Origin of the sequence: Dactylosporangium sp. CA-052675 (genome assembly GCF_050947935.1) — a bacterium.
Lineage (GTDB): Bacteria > Actinomycetota > Actinomycetes > Mycobacteriales > Micromonosporaceae > Dactylosporangium.
This window is the reverse complement of record NZ_CP192010.1, coordinates 3732564-3747692: the sequence shown is the minus strand read 5'-3', so window position 1 is coordinate 3747692 and position 15129 is coordinate 3732564. Positions and strand designations below refer to the sequence as shown.

Here is a 15129-nt window from a genome sequence, read left to right as displayed (position 1 = left end):
TTGCATCCGCCCGGCCCGCTCAGGTGTTCCCCGCGGCGGCCGAACGCTTCCCTGAAGAGCGGATCCGGGGAGGTGTCATGGCGTCGCGGTCGTCGACCGGCGGGCTCACGCGTGACCCCGTGCTGCTCGGCATGGCCGCCCTCGCGCTCGCGGTGCCGATCTGGTTCCTCGCCGGGCCGGGCGGGTCCGCGCTGTCCTGGGGCATCCAGACCGGCCTCGACGTCGGCATCCTGGTCTGCTCGGGGCGCCTCGCCCGGCTCACCGCCGGCGACCGCCCGGCCCGCCGGTTCTGGCTCGGGCTCGCCGTCGCGGGGCTGCTGTGCGCGCTGGGCGACGGGCTGCAGACCGTCCTCGTCATCGCCGGCGGCCCCGGCACCCCGACCAGCATCGTGCAGTCGTTGTGCGTGGTGCTGGCGATGTCCGAGATGATGGTGCTGATGCTGCGCCACCCGCTCGGGGACACCGGGCGGCTGCGGCTGCGCCTGTGGCTGGACGCGGCCACCGTGCTCGCCGGGGTCGCGGTGCTGCTGTGGTACTTCTCCATCGGCGCCCAGCTCGGCAACCCGCGCCTGGCCGACCGGCTCGCCTCGGCGGCCTCCTCGGTCGTGATGCTCGTCATCGTGCTCGGCGTGCTCAAGCTCATCCTGAGCGGCACGGCGCCGTTCACCCGGCTCGCCGGCGTGGCCGGGTGCGCCGGCGTGGCCGGGTCCGCGCTGGGCTCGGCCGCGGGCATCATCGTCACCGGCGGCCCGGACCCGCGCGTGGAGGCCGTCGCGTCGCTGCTGTCGTGCATCCTGACGGTGGCGAGCGTGCGCATGCAGGAGGTGCAGACCCGCCACCCGCGCGAGGACGCCCGGGTGCGCCGCCGGCGGTTCAGCCTCATGCCCTACGCCGCCGTCGGCGTGACCGAGCTGCTGCTCGTGTTCGCGCTGGCCGGCCGGGGCGCCGACCCACGGCTGTGGGGCGTGGCCGCCGGGGTGCTGGTCATCACCGGCCTGGTGCTGACCCGGCAGCTCGTCGCCTTCCACGACAACGACCGCCTGCTCACCGACCTCGACCGCAGCATGCTCGAGCTGCGGCAGCTGCACGGGGAGCTGCGCCACCGGGCCACCCACGACGCACTGACCGGCCTGGCCAACCGGGCGCTGCTGGCCGAGCGCCTGGCCGCGCTGCCGCCCGCCGCGAACCTGAGCATCCTGGTGCTCGACCTCGACGGCTTCAAGCAGGTCAACGACCGCCACGGCCACCACACCGGCGACGAGCTGCTGGTGGCCGCGGCCCGGCGGCTGACCGCGCGGGTGCGCGCCGACGATCTCGCCGTGCGCCTCGGCGGCGACGAGTTCGCGGTGGTCCTGCCCGACACGGACGCGGACGTGGCCCGGCGCCTGGCGCAGGCCCTGACCGAGGCGCTCAGCGAGCCCTACGCGCTCGGCGGCATCGAGGCCCGCGTCGGCGCCAGCGTGGGCGTGGCCACCGGCACCCCGGCCGGGCTCGACGCGCTCCTGCGGGACGCCGACGCGCAGATGTACCGCATCAAGACCGCCCGCAAGACCGCCGCGCTCGCCGCCCCCGACGCCCGGGTGCCCGCCTGAGTTAGGTTGGACGCGTGTCGATGACGGTCGGGGTCGAGGAGGAGTTCCTGCTGCTCGACCCGGACTCGTGGCACAGCCTGCCGCTCGTGGCCGAGGCGCGGGCCGCGCTGGCGCCGCAGGCCCGCGAGCGCAGCCGGCACGAGTTCCGGCTCAGCACCCTGGAGATGGTCACGCCGGTCTGCACCACCCTGACGGAGCTGCACGAGCACCTGGCCGCGAACCGCCGCGCCGCCGCCGGGGCCGCCGAGCGGGCCGGGGTGCGGCTCGTGGCCGTCGCGGCGACGCCGGTCGCCGAGCCGGACCGCAGCGTCGCCCACTCGCCGCGCTACCGCGCGATCGCGCGGCACTACGGCCCGATCGCCCGCGACCCGGCCCTGTGCGGCTGTCACGTGCACGTCGGCGTCGCCGACCGCGACCTCGCCGTGCGCGTGTGCACCGCCCTGCGCCCGTGGCTGCCGGTGCTGCAGGCGATGTTCGCGAACTCCCCGTTCCACGAGGGCGGGGACACCGGCCACGACAGCTGGCGCGGCATCGCCGTCGAACGCTGGCCGGGCCTGGGCCCGACCCCGCCGCTGGAGTCCTTCGCCGACTACGAGGACGCGGTGGCTCAGCTCGTCGCGTCCGGCTCCATGTACGAGCCCGAGCTGGTCTGGTGGCACGCCCGCCCGTCGCTGCGCTACCCGACGGTCGAGGTCCGCATCGCCGACGTGGCCCCGACGGCCGCCGAGGCGGTGCTGCTCGCGGCCCTGGTCCGCGGCCTGGTCGCGACCCTGGCCGCCGGGCTCGAAGCGGGTTCGGCCCTGCCGGTCGTGGCGGAGCACCTGCTGCGGGCCGCGCACTGGAACGCCTGCCGTTCGGGCCTGCGCCACACGCTGACCGACCTGTTCCTCGGCGCCGCGCGCCCCGCGTGGGACCTGGTCGGCGATCTGCTGGGCGAGATCACCCCGGCCCTGGACGCCCACGGCGACCTGGACCTCGTGCACGCCGGCCTGGCGCGCCTGCACGAGGAGGGCAACGGCGCCACCCGCCTGCGCCGCGCCGCGACCGTCCCCGAGGCCCTGAGCGCCCGCGCCGCCGAGACGGCCGCGGCCTGAGCCGCGCCCGGCCTGAGCCGCGCCCGGCCTGAGCCGCGCCCGGCGACCGCGCTCGGCGACCGCGCCCGGCGGCCGGGCTCGGCGGCCGGGCTCAGCGGTCCAGTGGAATCGTGATCGTGGCCGTGGTCGGGCCGCCCGGCGGGCTGTGCAGGCGCAGGGTGCCGTCCACCGCGTCCAGGCGGTCCGCGATGCCGCGCAGGCCCGTGCCGGCCGCCAGGTCGGCGCCGCCGCGGCCGTCGTCCTCCACGGTGATGCGCAGGGCCGCCGGGGTCGCCGCGAAGGTCACGGTCGCGGCCGTCGCGTCGCTGTGCTTCACCACGTTCGCCAGGCACTCCGCCACGGCGAAGTAGGCGGCCGTCTCCGCCGCCGCGGACAGCCCCGGCGGGGCGTCGCCGGCCACCGTGACCGGCACGGCCAGGTCCAGGGCCAGGGCCGTGGTCGCGTCGCGCAGCCCGCGGTCGGCCAGCACCGCCGGGTGGATGCTGTGCATCACCGCGCGCAGGTCGTCCAGGGCCGCGACCGCTGTCGCGCGGGCCTCCTCCATGAGCTTGGCGGCGCCGTCCGGGTCGAGGCGGACCAGGCTGCCGGCCAGGCCCAGGGTCAGCGACAGGGAGACGAGCCGGGCCTGGGCGCCGTCGTGCAGGTCGCGCTCGACCCGTTTGAGCTCGGCCGCCTGCCGGTCCACCGCGCCGCGGCGGGAGCGGGTCAGGGCGCTCACCCGGCCGGCCAGCGCCGCCTCCCGCCGGTGCACCCAGGCGACGGCGCCGAACAGCAGGGCCAGGCCGAGCATGGTCCAGGCCGGCCAGAAGTACCCGCCGCCGGTGAGCACCCACACCGCCAGGTCCGCGGCCGCCACCACGACACAGGCCGCCCCGGCGGTCCGCAACGGCCGGCGCCCGGCCGCGACCCGGAGGTCGGCGGCCAGGCGGCTCCAGGCGGCGGTCCGGGTCATCGGTAGGCGAACTTCCGCAGCAGGGACTCGGCCGGGCCGCGGTGGCCGCGGTCGGCGAGAGCCTTCGCGCCCAGGCACGACACCGCCCACACGGCGACCGCGCACCCGGCGGCGGCCCAGGCTCCCCCGAGGTGCAGGGCGAAGGGGCTGAACAGCGCGACCCAGCACAGCGACTGGAACAGGTACCCGCTCAGCGACCGCTGCCCGAGCGCCACCACGGGCTCCAGGGCGCGCGGGGCGCGGCCGGCCAGCCGCAGCGCGACGAGGCCGAAGAGGGCCACGTAGCCGGGGCCGCCGTACTCGCCGGTGATCGCGTGCATCCGGGCCATGGCCTCGACGGTACCGGGTGCGGCGTGCAGCACGCCGGCGCACAGGAGCGCGTAGGGCAGCGCGCCCAGCGTCGAGATGCCCAGCGAGACGACCGCGGTGCGGCGCAGCAGGGTGCGGTGGGCCGCCGGGTCCTCGAGCACCCGCTTGCGCGCGGCCCAGATGCCGAGCCAGACGATGATGATGAAGGGCAGCACGGTGGAGGTGTGCACGGGCCACTCGGCGAGCCGGTCGGCCATCGATCGCAGGTAGGTGGGGGCCGCGAGCGACGGGTTCGGGGTGTTGGCGATGCCGGCCGTCCCGCCGTGGGCGCCGGCGAGCGCGATGACCGAGAAGACGAGCGCGTACACGGTCTGAACCCCCCAGAGCCAGAGGATCGCCCGGTGGAAGCGGTCGCCGCGGCGCACCAGCAGCAGGGTCGCCACGATGCCGACGATGCCGTAGGCGCCGAGGAAGTCGCCGAAGTACAGCAGCGTCGCGTGCACGGCCCCGAAGCCCAGCAGCAGCGCGTTGCGGCGCAGCAGCACCCGGTCGGCGTTGCGCCGGGCCAGCTGCACGAGGCCGTAGCCGAACATGACGGCGAAGACCGGGTACGCGCGGCTGTCGACGAAGGTGGCCATGGCGAAGTTGAGGACCCGGGCCGGGCCGCCCGGGTGCGGGTCGAGGCCGGGCTGCCCGGCGAAGGCGAAGTTGGCCGCGTTGGCGAGGGCGATGAACAGCAGCATGGCGCCGCGGGCGAGGTCGGGGGCGAGCGCCCGTTCGGACCGCTGGACAGGCCCGGCTTCGAGGAGTGTCGGTGTCATGCCCATGAGCCTCGTCCTCGCGCGGGCCGGTATCGAGGACAGTGCGACCCCGGCCGGTGGGGTGCTACTACCCCTGTTCCAGGTAGGCCAGCACGGCGAGCACCCGGCGGTTGTCGTCCTCCGACGCCTGCAGGTCCAGCTTGGCGAAGATGTTGTTCGTGTGCTTCGCGACGGCCTTCTCGGTGATGAACAGCGCGGCGCCGATCGCCGCGTTGGAGCGGCCCTGGGCCATGTGCGCGAGGACCTCGCGCTCGCGGGCGGTGAGCCGGTCCAGCGGCAGGCTGCGCTCGCGGCTGTCGAGGAGCCGGGCGACCACGGTCGGGTCCAGCGCGGTGCCGCCGGCCGCGACCCGCCGGACCGAGGCGACGAACTCGTCGACGTCGCAGACGCGGTCCTTGAGCAGGTACCCGATGCCGCCCCGGCCGTCGGCGAGCAGCTCGCGGGCGTAGAGGCGCTCGACGTACTGCGACAGCACGAGCACCGGCAGCCCGGGCACCTCGGCGCGGGCGGCGAGGGCGGCGCGCAGGCCCTCGTCGGTGAGCGTCGGCGGGAGCCGCACGTCGACCACGGCCACGTCGGGGCGCTGCTCGATGAGGGCCCGCCGCAGGTCGGGCCCGTTGTCGACGGCGGACACGACCTCGAAGCCGTGCGCCTGCAGCAGCCGGATCAGCCCGTCGCGCAGCAGGGCCAGGTCCTCGGCCACCACGACTCGCACGCGCAACACCGTACCGTGCCGACCGGCCCCGCCGCCGACCCCCGCCCCGCCGCCGACCCCCGCCCCGCCGCCGACCCCCGGCCCGCCGCCGGCCCCGGCCTCGGCGCGGGCCGGGCTGGACGGCGTCGCGTAGGGTCACCGTGGTGAGCCTGTTCGCGCTGGCGGTCGACTACGGCACGTCCAACACCGTGGCCATCCTGCGCTGGCCCGACGGCAAGACGCGGCCGCTGCTGTTCGACGGCTCCCCGCTGCTGCCCTCCGCCGTGTACGCCATGGCCGACGGGCACCTCGCGACCGGCCGCGACGCGATCAACAGCGCGAAGCTCGACCCGGTCCGGTTCGAGCCGAACCCGAAACGCCACGTCGACGAGCCGGACCTGCTGCTGGGTGACGCGACGGTACCGCTGGTCGCCGCCGTCGCCGCCACGCTCGCCAGGGTCGCGGCGGAGGCACGGCAGGTGGCCGGGCGGCCGGTCGACGACCTCGCCATGACGTATCCGGCCGAGTGGGGATCGGCGCGCCGGGCGGTGCTGACGCAGGCCGCGAGCCGGGCCGGGCTCCCGCCGCCGCGGCTGGTGCCGGAGCCGGTCGCGGCCGGGCTCTACTTCACCGCCGTGCTCGGCCACCGGGTCCCGCCCGGGGCGAGCGTCCTCGTGTACGACCTGGGCGCGGGCACGTTCGACGCCTCCGTGGTCCGGCGCTCGGCGAGCGGGTTCGAGACGCTGGCGTACCGCGGCCTCGACGACGTCGGCGGCGTCGACCTCGACGAGCTCGTCGTGCAGGAGATCGGGGCCGTCGCCGGGGCGAGCGATCCCGGGGCGTGGGCGCGGCTGTCCCACCCGCGGACCGCCCCGGACCGCCGCGCCGCCCGCACCCTGCGCGAGGACGCCCGGATGCTCAAGGAGCGCCTCTCCCGCGAGTCCTCGGCCGGCCTGCTCGTGCCGATCCTCGACCGCGACCTGCACGTGACCCGCGGGGAGCTGGAGCAGCGGGCCCGGCCGCTCATCGCGCAGACGGTCGCGGTGACGGCGGCGACGCTCACCGCGTCCGGGGTGCCGCGCGAGCGGGTCGCGGGCCTGTTCCTGGTCGGCGGCTCGACCCGGATGCCCCTGGTCGCCACCGAGCTGCACCGCGCGCTGGGCATCACCCCGACGGTCCTGGACCAGCCCGAGCTGGTGGTCGCCGAGGGCGCGCTGGTCACCGACGTCCCGGCGCGCCCCGACCCCATCCCGTCCCCGGCGCCGGTCTCGTCCCCGGTCGCGCCACCGCCACCGCCGATGCCCGTGTCCGCGATGCCGATCTCGCCCCAACCGATCTCGCCCCAACCGATCTCACCCCAACCGATCTCGCCGCAGCCGGTGTCGCCGCCGTTCGCCGCGACCGGCCCGATCGTGCCCCAGCGCCCGATCATCGCCCAGGAGGCCGTCCCGGCCCCGCCCGTGCGGCCCGCGCCGCCGCAGCCGGCGCCGCTGCGCCCGTTCTTCCCCGCCGGGGGCCGCATGCCGGCCGAGTTCCGCACCAGCACCGGCGCGATCGTCGGGCGGGCGGCCGCCCGCATGCTGTGGACCCTGCCGTTCTTCCTCGGCAGCATCCTGGCCTTCGGCGCCGTCTTCGAGCCGACCGGCAACGACGATCTGGCGGTCGTCCCGACGCTGCTGATCTGGGTGTACATCCTGGTCTGGCTCGGCAGCTCGATCGCCCGCATGGTCCGGGCCCCGGGCGAGCCCCAGCGCCTGCTCGTCGACGAGCACGGCCTGACGATCACGGTGCACGGCCGCCCGGTGCACGTGCCGTGGGGCGAGCTGGACCGGGCCGAGGTGCGCACGCGCGGCTTCTTCCGGCGCCCGAACCTGCTCATCGTGCCCCGGCCGGGCAGCGGTCTGGCCGCCCACCCCGACTGGCGCCACCGGGTCGTGCTCGGCGGGGCGGCGCTGAAGGTCGCGGACCTGCGCACCCTCGGCGCGAACCGCACGTCGGTGCGCTCGGCCGTGCGGCAGTATCTGTCCTCATGAGGATCCCCGACGACGCCGAGATCCGCGCGCTGCACGAACGCCTCGCGCCGTCCCCGCAGGCCTTCACGCTGGTGTACACCCACTGCGAGATCGTCGCCCGGATCGCCTCGCAGCTCGCCGGCCCCGGCGTGGACCCGGCCCTCGTGCGCGCCGGATGCCTGCTGCACGACATCGGCGTGTACCGGCTCGGCGCGGGCGAGGCGTACATCCGCCACGGCGTGCTCGGCCACGAGGCGCTGGCCGGGCTCGGCTTCCCCGAGACCCTGAGCCGGTTCTGCTCGCACCACACCGGGGTCGGCCTGACCCGCGAGGACATCGACCGGCAGGGTCTGCCCCTGCCGGTCGGCGACTACGTGGCGGAGACGGGCGAGGAGCGGCTGGTGATGTACGCCGACAAGTTCCACAGCAAGTCGGCGCCCCCGCGGTTCGTGTCGGCCGCGGCGTACACGGTGGCCGTCGCCCGCTTCGGCGAGGAGAAGGCCGCGGCGTTCAAGGCGATGGTGGCCGAGTACGGCGAGCCGGACCTGAGCCGGCTCGCCGCCGAGTACGGCCACGCGATGTCCTAGTTGCGATACCGGAACAGGATCCGGCCCCTCGACAGGTCGTACTGGCTGAGCTCGACCAGTACGCGGTCGAACGGCAGGATCTTGATGTAGTTCTTGCGGATCTTGCCGCTGATGTGGGCCAGGACGACGTGGCCGTTTGCGAGCTCGACGCGGAACTTGGCGTCGCGCAGGCACTCCAGCACGGTGCCCTCGAGCTGGATCCCGTCGGTTGCCCTGGGCATCAGCGGATCACCAGCTCGAGGTTGCTGCCGGTGCGGCGCGCGCCGGCGGCCTCGAAGAGCGCGACCGCCGCGGTGTTGGCCTCGTGCACGTCCGCGGAGACCGTCGCGACGCCGCGGGCGTGGGTGGCCGCCCGGATCTGCGCGAGCAGGGCGGAGGCGATGCCGCGCTGGCGATGAGCGGACCGGACCGCGATGAGGCCGATCCTCGTGTGCCTCGGCAGCAGCGCCAGGCGGGCCAGGCCCACGTAGGCGCCGGACTCGGCGGCGACCGCGTAGTGGGCGGGGTCGAGCGGGCGGGACAGTACCGTGGCGGGCATCTGGTCCCATCCGGTCGTGGACTCGATCTCGGCGCGGATCGCCCGGTCCAGGCGGCGCAGCGGGTCCAGCTCGGCGGCGCCGACGGGCAGCAGCGTCAAGCCGGGCCGCGGTAGCGCAGCGTCGCCGCCGGCGGCCAGGACGTACTCCCATTCGCGGCGGCGGGCGGTCAGGCCGGCCCGCACCCACCGGGTTCGCAGGTCGGCGTCGGCCTCGTCCACGACGGTGAACAGCGGCCGCGGCAGGGCGGCCAGCATCGCCGCGGCGAGGCGGGCGAAGACGTCGTCGTGCCAGGCGTCGACGCTGAGGAAGAGGCGGCCGTCCGGGCGGGGCGAGGCTTCGCCGCGGCCGACCACGAGGTCGTCGTCGAGGGCATGCCACTGCCGCTCGGCGACGCGCGTGATGACGAGTGTGTGCATCGGTGTCACCTTTCGGGAGATCCCACAGGGACGCTCCCGGGCGGCACCTACCGCAGCCGCCCGACCGTGACGGGAATGGGGAGCACCCACATCGCTACAACGTTCACGGTGCTCACCTCCTGGGGCCGGACCACGGTCGAGGGCACGCTACCGCCGCTGCCCGCCGCCCGTCCAGCGATTATCGAATCTCAGGCGCCCTGGCGCTCGGCGCGGCGCCGGACCAGCTCCTCGATCGCGGTGGGCAGCGTGGTCTCGAAGTCGATGAGCTTCGCCCAGGTCGGCGTGACGACGATGCGCACCATGCCGTCGTAGAGCGAGCGGACCTCGGCCTCCCACTCGACGCGCTGCTCGGGCGTCATCTCGTAGCTGCCGTTCATCTGCAGGTACTCCTCCGGGATGCCGTCGACGACGTCCAGCTCGGCGCGGCCGCGGACGAGCAGGATCTTCGGCGGGTGGGACTCGGTGTCGACGGTCAGGGCGACCATCGGGTTCGCGCGCAGGGCGGGCAGTTTCGGGGCGTTCTTCGTGGTGCACATGACGATCTGCGAGCCGTTCCAGGTGAAAGCGATCGGGATGCTGCGCGGGGTGCCGTCCTGGGCGACGTAGGCCAGGCGGGTCAGGTCCCGGGCGAGCAGCTCCTGGCTGATCGGCCGGTGCAGCACCTCGGTGATCTCGGACGGTTGCATGGTGGTCACTCCTTCGTCGGCGGCTCGTACCCCGGGGACGGAGCCGGCCGGACGTTCTCGACACTGGTGACGGCAACCGGCAAGGGAGGGTCTCATGATCTCGGCGCTCAACCAGCTCGTCGACCTCGTCGAGGAGCACCTCACCGACGAGCTCGACGTCGCCACGTTCGCCAAGGCGTCCGGCACGACCGAGTACCACCTGCGCCGGATGTTCTCGTCGCTGGCCGGCATGCCGCTGTCGGAGTACGCGCGCCGGCGTCGCATGACCGTCGCGGCGGCCGACGTGGTGCGGGGCGAGGACGATCTGCTGAGCATCGCCGTCCGGCACGGGTACGGCTCGACGGAGGCGTTCGGCCGTGCGTTCCGCGCGGTGCACGGCGCCGGCCCCGGTGACGTACGCCGCGACGGAGGCCCCCTTCGCACCCAACCCCACATCAGGTTCCGCCTGACCGTGGAGGGCAGCATCCCCATGGACACGCGCATCGTCGAGCGCCCCGCCTTCCGGCTCGTGGGGCACGCGGCCCGGGTGCCGCTGATCCACCGGGGCGTCAACCCGCACATCCAGCGGCTCGTCGCGGCGCTGCCGCCGCAGGAGCACGCCCGGCTCAAGAGCCTCGGCGACACCGCACCGGCGGGGTTGTTGCAGGTCAGCGACGACGTCGACCCCGACGCCGCCGAGGGCAGCCCGCTCACCTACCTGCACGGGGTCGCGCTCGCCCTGGCCACGCCGGTCCCCGGCGACCTGCACGCCATCGACGTGGCGGCGGGGATGTGGGCGGTGTTCCGCACGGCCGGGCCGTTCCCGCGGGCACTGCAGGAGGCCTGGGCCGCGACCGCGACCGAGTGGTTCCCGTCCAATCCGTGGCGTCTGCGGGCGGGTCCGTCGATCGTCGCGTTCCTGGAGCGCGCGGACGACCTCAGCACGGCGACCTGTGAGCTGTGGCTGCCGATCGAACCGGCGTAACAGGCCTGCGGGCGAGTCCGGTGCCGACTTGCTCGCATCGCCGCGACCGTCTTCGCAGCCGTTCAGGTGCTGCTCCTCGGCGTGTACCGCAGGCGTCTCGGTGTCGTGCGGCATGCCGTGCATTTGGAGGAGGGGCGGGGTGGGGCAGGCAGGGTGGGCCGGTGGATGTACTGATCGGTAATGTCCACGTGTCTGAGCTGGTCGTTCGTCATGGCCATATGGCACCGGCGCAGACCCGTCGAGTCGCATCGTTGCGAGCCGGGGACCCAGGTTTTACCGGGGTGAATCCGTCGGCCTCCGTGCGGAGGTCGTGGTAGGGCGTGCTTCCCGCCCGAATCCGTCAGCTAACCCGGTAGACGGCACCGGAAGGATGCCTTGATGCACCAACGTTTCACTGCACTGTTGCGCCGGCCTGTCCCCGCGCTGCTCGGGACCGCCTCGCTGATGGTGGTCTCCGTGACGACCGCGGCGCTGCTCAACGGGGGCGCCGAGCCGGCCGACGCGCATGCCCAGGGCACTGCGGCGCTGAGCACCGCGACGCCCGCCCAGCCGAGAGCGACCGCTGCGCCGGCCGCCCCCGACTTGCTGGACACCGCGCTGGCCGAGAACACGGTCAACTACGACTTCCAGTTCCAGCCCAACTTCTACTACTGCGGCCCGGCTTCGACCCGCATGGCGCTGACCTCGGTGGGCGCCGACCTGTCGCAGGACGACGTGGCCGCGCGGCTCGGCACCACAGTGAACGGCACCAACTCGGTCGCCGACGTGGCCAGGGCAATGAACGGCGTCCTGGGCAAGGAGGTGTACGAGGCCCGGTTCATCAACGGCCAGCGAGCCTCGGCCGACGAGGCCCGGAAGCTGCAGTACGACGCGGTCCGTGCCCTGAGCACCGGCCGCGCCCTGGTCGCCAACATCGTGGGCGGCGCCACCGACCAGTCGGGCACCTACCACGAGTTCTCCGGCGGCCACTACATCTCCCTGGTCGGCTACCGCGACCACGGCCGCGCCGTGCTCATCGCCGACCCGTCGGGCATGTTCGGCCCGCGCACCTACTGGATGTCCACGGACGCCCTCGCCAACTGGGCCGCCAGGCGCGGCTACGTGGCCTGAAACCGCCTCCGTGAGGGCGACGACGACGAGGCGTTGCCGCCCTCACGGGCGCCGGGCTGATCGCGCTCCGGCGGGTTCACGAGCGCGGCCGCGCCCGTCTTCGCAACCCGGCGCCCGGAGCGTCAGCTGGACGTGATCCCGGGGGCCGGGCGACGATGGCCGCGGTCGCGAGGAGGCCCGCGGCCGCGGCGAAGGTAAGCCCTGCCGGGCGCAGGCCGATGCGGTCGGCGAGCACGCCCACGCCGGTGGCGGGAACGGCCAGCATGGCGTAGAGCACGGCGAAGTACGCCGACGACACGGCGCCGCGATGGTCCGAGGCCACCTGCTGTACGGTCATCGCGAGCCCGGCGCTCAGGCAGAGACCGCCGGAGCAGCCGAGCGTCGCAGCGGACAGGACCAGCGGCGGGAACGTGGCTGTTGCCAGAGCGACGGCCAGCACCGCGGCCGCGAATACCAGACCCGTGCAGCCGGCTCGCATCGCGACGGTGGGCCGGAGCCGGCGGCTCATCACCTGGCCGAGCGCCATCGTGGCGAACACCAGACCCGGCACGGCGCCGGCGAGACTGTGGCTCGGCAGCCGCAGGGAACGGGCCAGGAAAATCGCGCTGACGGCCGTCAACACCCCGGTGACGGCGAAGGCCGTACCACCGGCGACCGCGGCGTGCAGGAACGCGCCGCGCGCCCGGACGCGACCCGGGCGGCCAGGCCCGCGCATCGACGGCACCGTTGATCCGGCTGGGGTCACCGCTGGTGGCGTTGATCCGGCCGGGGTCAACGCCACCAGCGCCGGCACGGCGGCGGCGACAAGCGCGGCGTGCACGGCGTACGGCGTCCGCAGCGGCGTCGCGACGAGATCGGCCGTGATCCCGGCGAACAGGGTGCCGAGCGCCAGCCCGCCGGTGTTCGCCGCGAGCGCGAGCGCACCGGCGGTGGCCCGGCTTCCGGGCGCGGCGAGGTCGACGATCGCGGCGGTACCGACCCCGCTCGCCAACCCGGCGGAGAGACCGGAGACGACCCGGGCGACCAGCAGGACCGGCAGCGCCGGCGGCAGCAGGAACAGCACCGTGCTCAGCAGCGACAGGCCGAGCGCGGCGACCAGCACCGGCCGTCGCCCGAGCACATCGGAGAGCCGCCCGAACAGGATGAGGCAGGAGACCACGCCGAGGCCGTAGGCGGCGAACAACACGGTGACGGTCAGGTCGGTGAGGCCCAGCCGTTCGGCGTAGAGGCCGTACAGCGGGGTGGGGAGGGTCGTTCCCATCATCGTGACGAAGAGTGCCCCGGCGGTCGCGGCGACCGCACGTCCGCCGGGGGCTGTGGCGGGCCGGCCGCGCTGTCGCACGGCCGGCCCGGACGGATCGGCCACCTCAGTGGACGGCCGGGAGGACCCAGCTGGACGGGTCGGGCAGGCCTTGTGCCACGTCGACCGGGATGGCGGGGGTGTCCCGCCGGCCGTCGCCATCGAAGTCCGCAGCCCGGTAGCGCGCGACGTCGATCAGTGAACCGATCGGCCCCCCAGCGCCCGGCATGGTGGCCGCCGGCCCGGCGGGCGCGATGTCGTGCGTGAAGTCAGTGACCACGCCCCGGTCGGGTGCGGACCGCTCCATCACCGCGGCCGCGGCATGAAACGTTTCACGATCAGGTTCACGGGGTGTGCGACTCCTTCGTGAGGGGGTGGGGTGGTGCGGCCCGGCGGTCAGTTGTTCGCCGCGGCGTATTGCGCGTACTCCCCGGCGATCGTGTCGCCGCCGGATCGCTTCCAGTTCTTCACCGTCTCGTCCCAGGCGCTCAGCGGCGTGCGGCCGGTGACGACGCCGATGAGGCCGTCGGTGATGAGCTTGTAGATGGTCAGGCCCTGGCTGGCCTGGGTCGCCGACTTCATCCCCCGGGTCGGGTCGAAGGTGACGTTCTTGACCGCCGTGCGTTGCCATTCGAAGAGCTTGGTGAGCTTTTCGGCCGGCAGGCCCGGGAAGTACAGCACGCCCGGCGCGTCACAGAGGTACTTCACCGGCAGCGTCACCGCGTTCTCGCCGCCGGTCCACAACGGCGTCGGCGTCGGCGCTCCCGTGCTGCCGCGGGTGAAGTGGACTCCTTCGACGCCGTAGTGGAACAGCTCGTACTCCTTGGTTCCGAACGGCGCGGCGAGGAAGTCCAGCACCCGCAGCAGCATCCGGATGCGGTCCGGTGCCGCCTTCTTCATCGCGGTGTACCCGAACAGCCCGCCGCCGCCCCACGCCGCGGGGGTGCCGCCGGCTCCGGAGTACAACTGCGCGAGGTTGATGTCGAACGCGCCGTTGACGCCGGTGATCATCGGAGCGGCGGACCCGATGTTGCCGAAGATCGCGGCGACGCTCTGCGCGAAGAACTGCGTCTGGATGTTCGCCGTGCTGATGGTCACCGAGTCCGGGTGGTAGACGCCGGCCTGCCACAGGTCGCGCATGTAGCCGACGGCCGCCTTGAACTCGGGCGTCTCGAAGGTGGACACGAACTTGCCGCCGTCGAGCCGCCAGGTATTCGGCGCACCGTGCGAGGCGGCGTGGAAGTTGTAGAGCAACTGCGTGTCGGTGCTGCCGCCGAGGGCGTACTTGCGGTTGCCGCTCAACGTCTTCGCCACCGTGGTGAACTGGTCGCGGCTCCAGGCGCCGGTGTAGCCGGCCGCGGTCAGCGCGTTGTCGTTGATGAACAACGTGCTCGGCGACGGGCTGCGCTCGATCGGGACACCGTAGAGGTGCCCGCCGATGCGTCCCATGCCCTGCCAGGCGTACGTCGGGATATTCGCGAGGTTCGGGTACGTCTTCACCGCGTCGCCGGACAGGTGCTCGGACAGGTCGGCGCACTGCGCGGGCAGGAACTGGGTGTCCCGGGGCAGGCCGTACCCGGAGAAGACGCAGATGAGGTCGGGCAGGTCGTTCCCGGCGACCAGGGTTTGCACCTTCGCCGGGTAGTCGGCGTTGGGAACGATGGTCAGTTCCAGGTTGATGTTCAGCGCCTTGTTGACGGCCTGCCAGAACTGGTTGCTGGCGGCCGGCTTGGGCGGCGCGCCGTACGAGATGACCCAGGCGCGCACGGTGCTGCCGTCGCCGGGGGCCGGCTGCCCGGTCGAGGTGACCGAGGTGGGGTAGGCGGTGTAGCCGGCCTGCGACTGCGGCGTGCCCGGCAGGTCGGGGGCAGGCACTTTGGCCGGGACGTAGGCCGGCCACGGCACCGCGGCGCCGGTGGGTACCGCGCCGGGCTTGCCGCCGTCGGAGCACGCGGCGAGCGAGGGCACGGCGGTCACGGCCGCGGTAGCGCCGGCCGCTCGTAAGAGCGAGCGTCGGGACAGGTGCATGGGGTGGTTCCTTTCGGCATCGGGG

Annotated in this window: 15 protein-coding genes and 1 riboswitch; of the genes, 6 read left to right on the top strand and 9 right to left on the bottom strand. The window is 74.2% G+C overall.

Annotated elements, in window-relative coordinates:
* Positions 1-77: 77 nt before the first annotated feature.
* Both ACQP1P_RS17060 and ACQP1P_RS17055 read left to right on the top strand, forming a co-directional pair.
* Positions 78-1592, top strand: coding sequence for a diguanylate cyclase domain-containing protein (locus ACQP1P_RS17060; protein ID WP_433087648.1), 1515 nt, complete (start codon positions 78-80; stop codon positions 1590-1592).
* 20 nt (positions 1593-1612) lie between these two features.
* Positions 1613-2686 carry a carboxylate-amine ligase gene (locus ACQP1P_RS17055; protein ID WP_433090030.1) on the top strand — a complete coding sequence of 358 codons (1074 nt, stop codon included), beginning with the start codon at positions 1613-1615 and terminating at the stop codon, positions 2684-2686.
* Positions 2687-2777: 91 nt separating this feature from the next.
* Here ACQP1P_RS17055 and ACQP1P_RS17050 read toward each other — a convergent pair whose 3' ends face one another.
* From ACQP1P_RS17050 to ACQP1P_RS17040, 3 genes are all read right to left on the bottom strand, one after another.
* The gene (locus ACQP1P_RS17050; RefSeq protein ID WP_433087647.1) at positions 2778-3638 is read right to left on the bottom strand and encodes a sensor histidine kinase; all 861 of its coding nucleotides are present in this window, start codon (positions 3636-3638) and stop codon (positions 2778-2780) included.
* Positions 3635-4768 (bottom strand): DUF418 domain-containing protein, encoded by a 1134-nt coding sequence (locus ACQP1P_RS17045; RefSeq protein ID WP_433087646.1) that lies wholly within the window; start codon positions 4766-4768, stop codon positions 3635-3637. Before ACQP1P_RS17045 ends, ACQP1P_RS17050 begins: the two co-directional genes overlap by 4 nt.
* Before the next feature lie 67 nt (positions 4769-4835).
* Positions 4836-5483 carry a LuxR C-terminal-related transcriptional regulator gene (locus ACQP1P_RS17040; RefSeq protein WP_433087645.1) on the bottom strand — a complete coding sequence of 216 codons (648 nt, stop codon included), beginning with the start codon at positions 5481-5483 and terminating at the stop codon, positions 4836-4838.
* Between the two features lie 143 nt (positions 5484-5626).
* Between ACQP1P_RS17040 and ACQP1P_RS17035 the strand changes: the two genes are divergently transcribed.
* A complete protein-coding gene (locus tag ACQP1P_RS17035; RefSeq protein ID WP_433087644.1) occupies positions 5627-7495 on the top strand; it encodes an Hsp70 family protein in 1869 nt (622 codons plus the stop codon).
* The gene (locus tag ACQP1P_RS17030; protein ID WP_433087643.1) at positions 7492-8061 is read left to right on the top strand and encodes an HD domain-containing protein; all 570 of its coding nucleotides are present in this window, start codon (positions 7492-7494) and stop codon (positions 8059-8061) included. Before ACQP1P_RS17035 ends, ACQP1P_RS17030 begins: the two co-directional genes overlap by 4 nt.
* On the opposite strand, the gene infA is transcribed toward ACQP1P_RS17030, so the two are convergent.
* From infA to ACQP1P_RS17015, 3 genes are all read right to left on the bottom strand, one after another.
* Entirely contained in the window at positions 8058-8282 is a 225-nt protein-coding gene (infA, locus tag ACQP1P_RS17025; protein WP_433087642.1) for a translation initiation factor IF-1, read from the bottom strand. The two genes, ACQP1P_RS17030 and infA, sit on opposite strands and share 4 nt — an antisense overlap.
* On the bottom strand, positions 8282-9016 hold the full coding sequence (locus ACQP1P_RS17020) for a GNAT family N-acetyltransferase (protein ID WP_433087641.1): 735 nt from the start codon (positions 9014-9016) through the stop codon (positions 8282-8284). The genes infA and ACQP1P_RS17020 overlap by 1 nt, the downstream gene beginning before the upstream one ends.
* Before the next feature lie 188 nt (positions 9017-9204).
* Positions 9205-9702 (bottom strand): pyridoxamine 5'-phosphate oxidase family protein, encoded by a 498-nt coding sequence (locus ACQP1P_RS17015; RefSeq protein WP_433087640.1) that lies wholly within the window; start codon positions 9700-9702, stop codon positions 9205-9207.
* A 94-nt stretch (positions 9703-9796) separates the two neighbouring features.
* Here ACQP1P_RS17015 and ACQP1P_RS17010 point away from each other — a divergent pair, with 94 nt between their 5' ends.
* Entirely contained in the window at positions 9797-10666 is an 870-nt protein-coding gene (locus tag ACQP1P_RS17010) for an AraC family transcriptional regulator (protein ID WP_433087639.1), read from the top strand.
* A gap of 226 nt (positions 10667-10892) precedes the next feature.
* A riboswitch (cyclic di-AMP (ydaO/yuaA leader) is annotated at positions 10893-11040 on the top strand.
* A gap of 28 nt (positions 11041-11068) precedes the next feature.
* Positions 11069-11776, top strand: a complete 708-nt coding sequence (locus ACQP1P_RS17005; protein WP_433087638.1) for a C39 family peptidase — start codon at positions 11069-11071, stop codon at positions 11774-11776.
* A gap of 76 nt (positions 11777-11852) precedes the next feature.
* On the opposite strand, the gene ACQP1P_RS17000 is transcribed toward ACQP1P_RS17005, so the two are convergent.
* The 3 genes from ACQP1P_RS17000 to ACQP1P_RS16990 form a co-directional block, all read right to left on the bottom strand.
* Positions 11853-13040 carry an MFS transporter gene (locus tag ACQP1P_RS17000; RefSeq protein WP_433087637.1) on the bottom strand — a complete coding sequence of 396 codons (1188 nt, stop codon included), beginning with the start codon at positions 13038-13040 and terminating at the stop codon, positions 11853-11855.
* Between the two features lie 103 nt (positions 13041-13143).
* On the bottom strand, positions 13144-13356 hold the full coding sequence (locus ACQP1P_RS16995) for a hypothetical protein (protein ID WP_433087636.1): 213 nt from the start codon (positions 13354-13356) through the stop codon (positions 13144-13146).
* A gap of 116 nt (positions 13357-13472) precedes the next feature.
* A complete protein-coding gene (locus ACQP1P_RS16990; protein ID WP_433087635.1) occupies positions 13473-15104 on the bottom strand; it encodes a hypothetical protein in 1632 nt (543 codons plus the stop codon).
* Positions 15105-15129 lie beyond the last annotated feature (25 nt).

Coding starts and splice junctions, on each gene's coding strand:
- ACQP1P_RS17060 (WP_433087648.1), top strand. CDS start 78: ATGGCGTCGCGGTCGTCGACCGGCGGGCTCACGCGTGACCCCGTGCTG.
- ACQP1P_RS17055 (WP_433090030.1), top strand. CDS start 1,613: ATGACGGTCGGGGTCGAGGAGGAGTTCCTGCTGCTCGACCCGGACTCG.
- ACQP1P_RS17050 (WP_433087647.1), bottom strand. CDS start 3,638: ATGACCCGGACCGCCGCCTGGAGCCGCCTGGCCGCCGACCTCCGGGTC.
- ACQP1P_RS17045 (WP_433087646.1), bottom strand. CDS start 4,768: ATGACACCGACACTCCTCGAAGCCGGGCCTGTCCAGCGGTCCGAACGG.
- ACQP1P_RS17030 (WP_433087643.1), top strand. CDS start 7,492: ATGAGGATCCCCGACGACGCCGAGATCCGCGCGCTGCACGAACGCCTC.
- infA (WP_433087642.1), bottom strand. CDS start 8,282: ATGCCCAGGGCAACCGACGGGATCCAGCTCGAGGGCACCGTGCTGGAG.
- ACQP1P_RS17020 (WP_433087641.1), bottom strand. CDS start 9,016: ATGCACACACTCGTCATCACGCGCGTCGCCGAGCGGCAGTGGCATGCC.
- ACQP1P_RS17015 (WP_433087640.1), bottom strand. CDS start 9,702: ATGCAACCGTCCGAGATCACCGAGGTGCTGCACCGGCCGATCAGCCAG.
- ACQP1P_RS17010 (WP_433087639.1), top strand. CDS start 9,797: ATGATCTCGGCGCTCAACCAGCTCGTCGACCTCGTCGAGGAGCACCTC.
- ACQP1P_RS17000 (WP_433087637.1), bottom strand. CDS start 13,040: ATGATGGGAACGACCCTCCCCACCCCGCTGTACGGCCTCTACGCCGAA.
- ACQP1P_RS16990 (WP_433087635.1), bottom strand. CDS start 15,104: ATGCACCTGTCCCGACGCTCGCTCTTACGAGCGGCCGGCGCTACCGCG.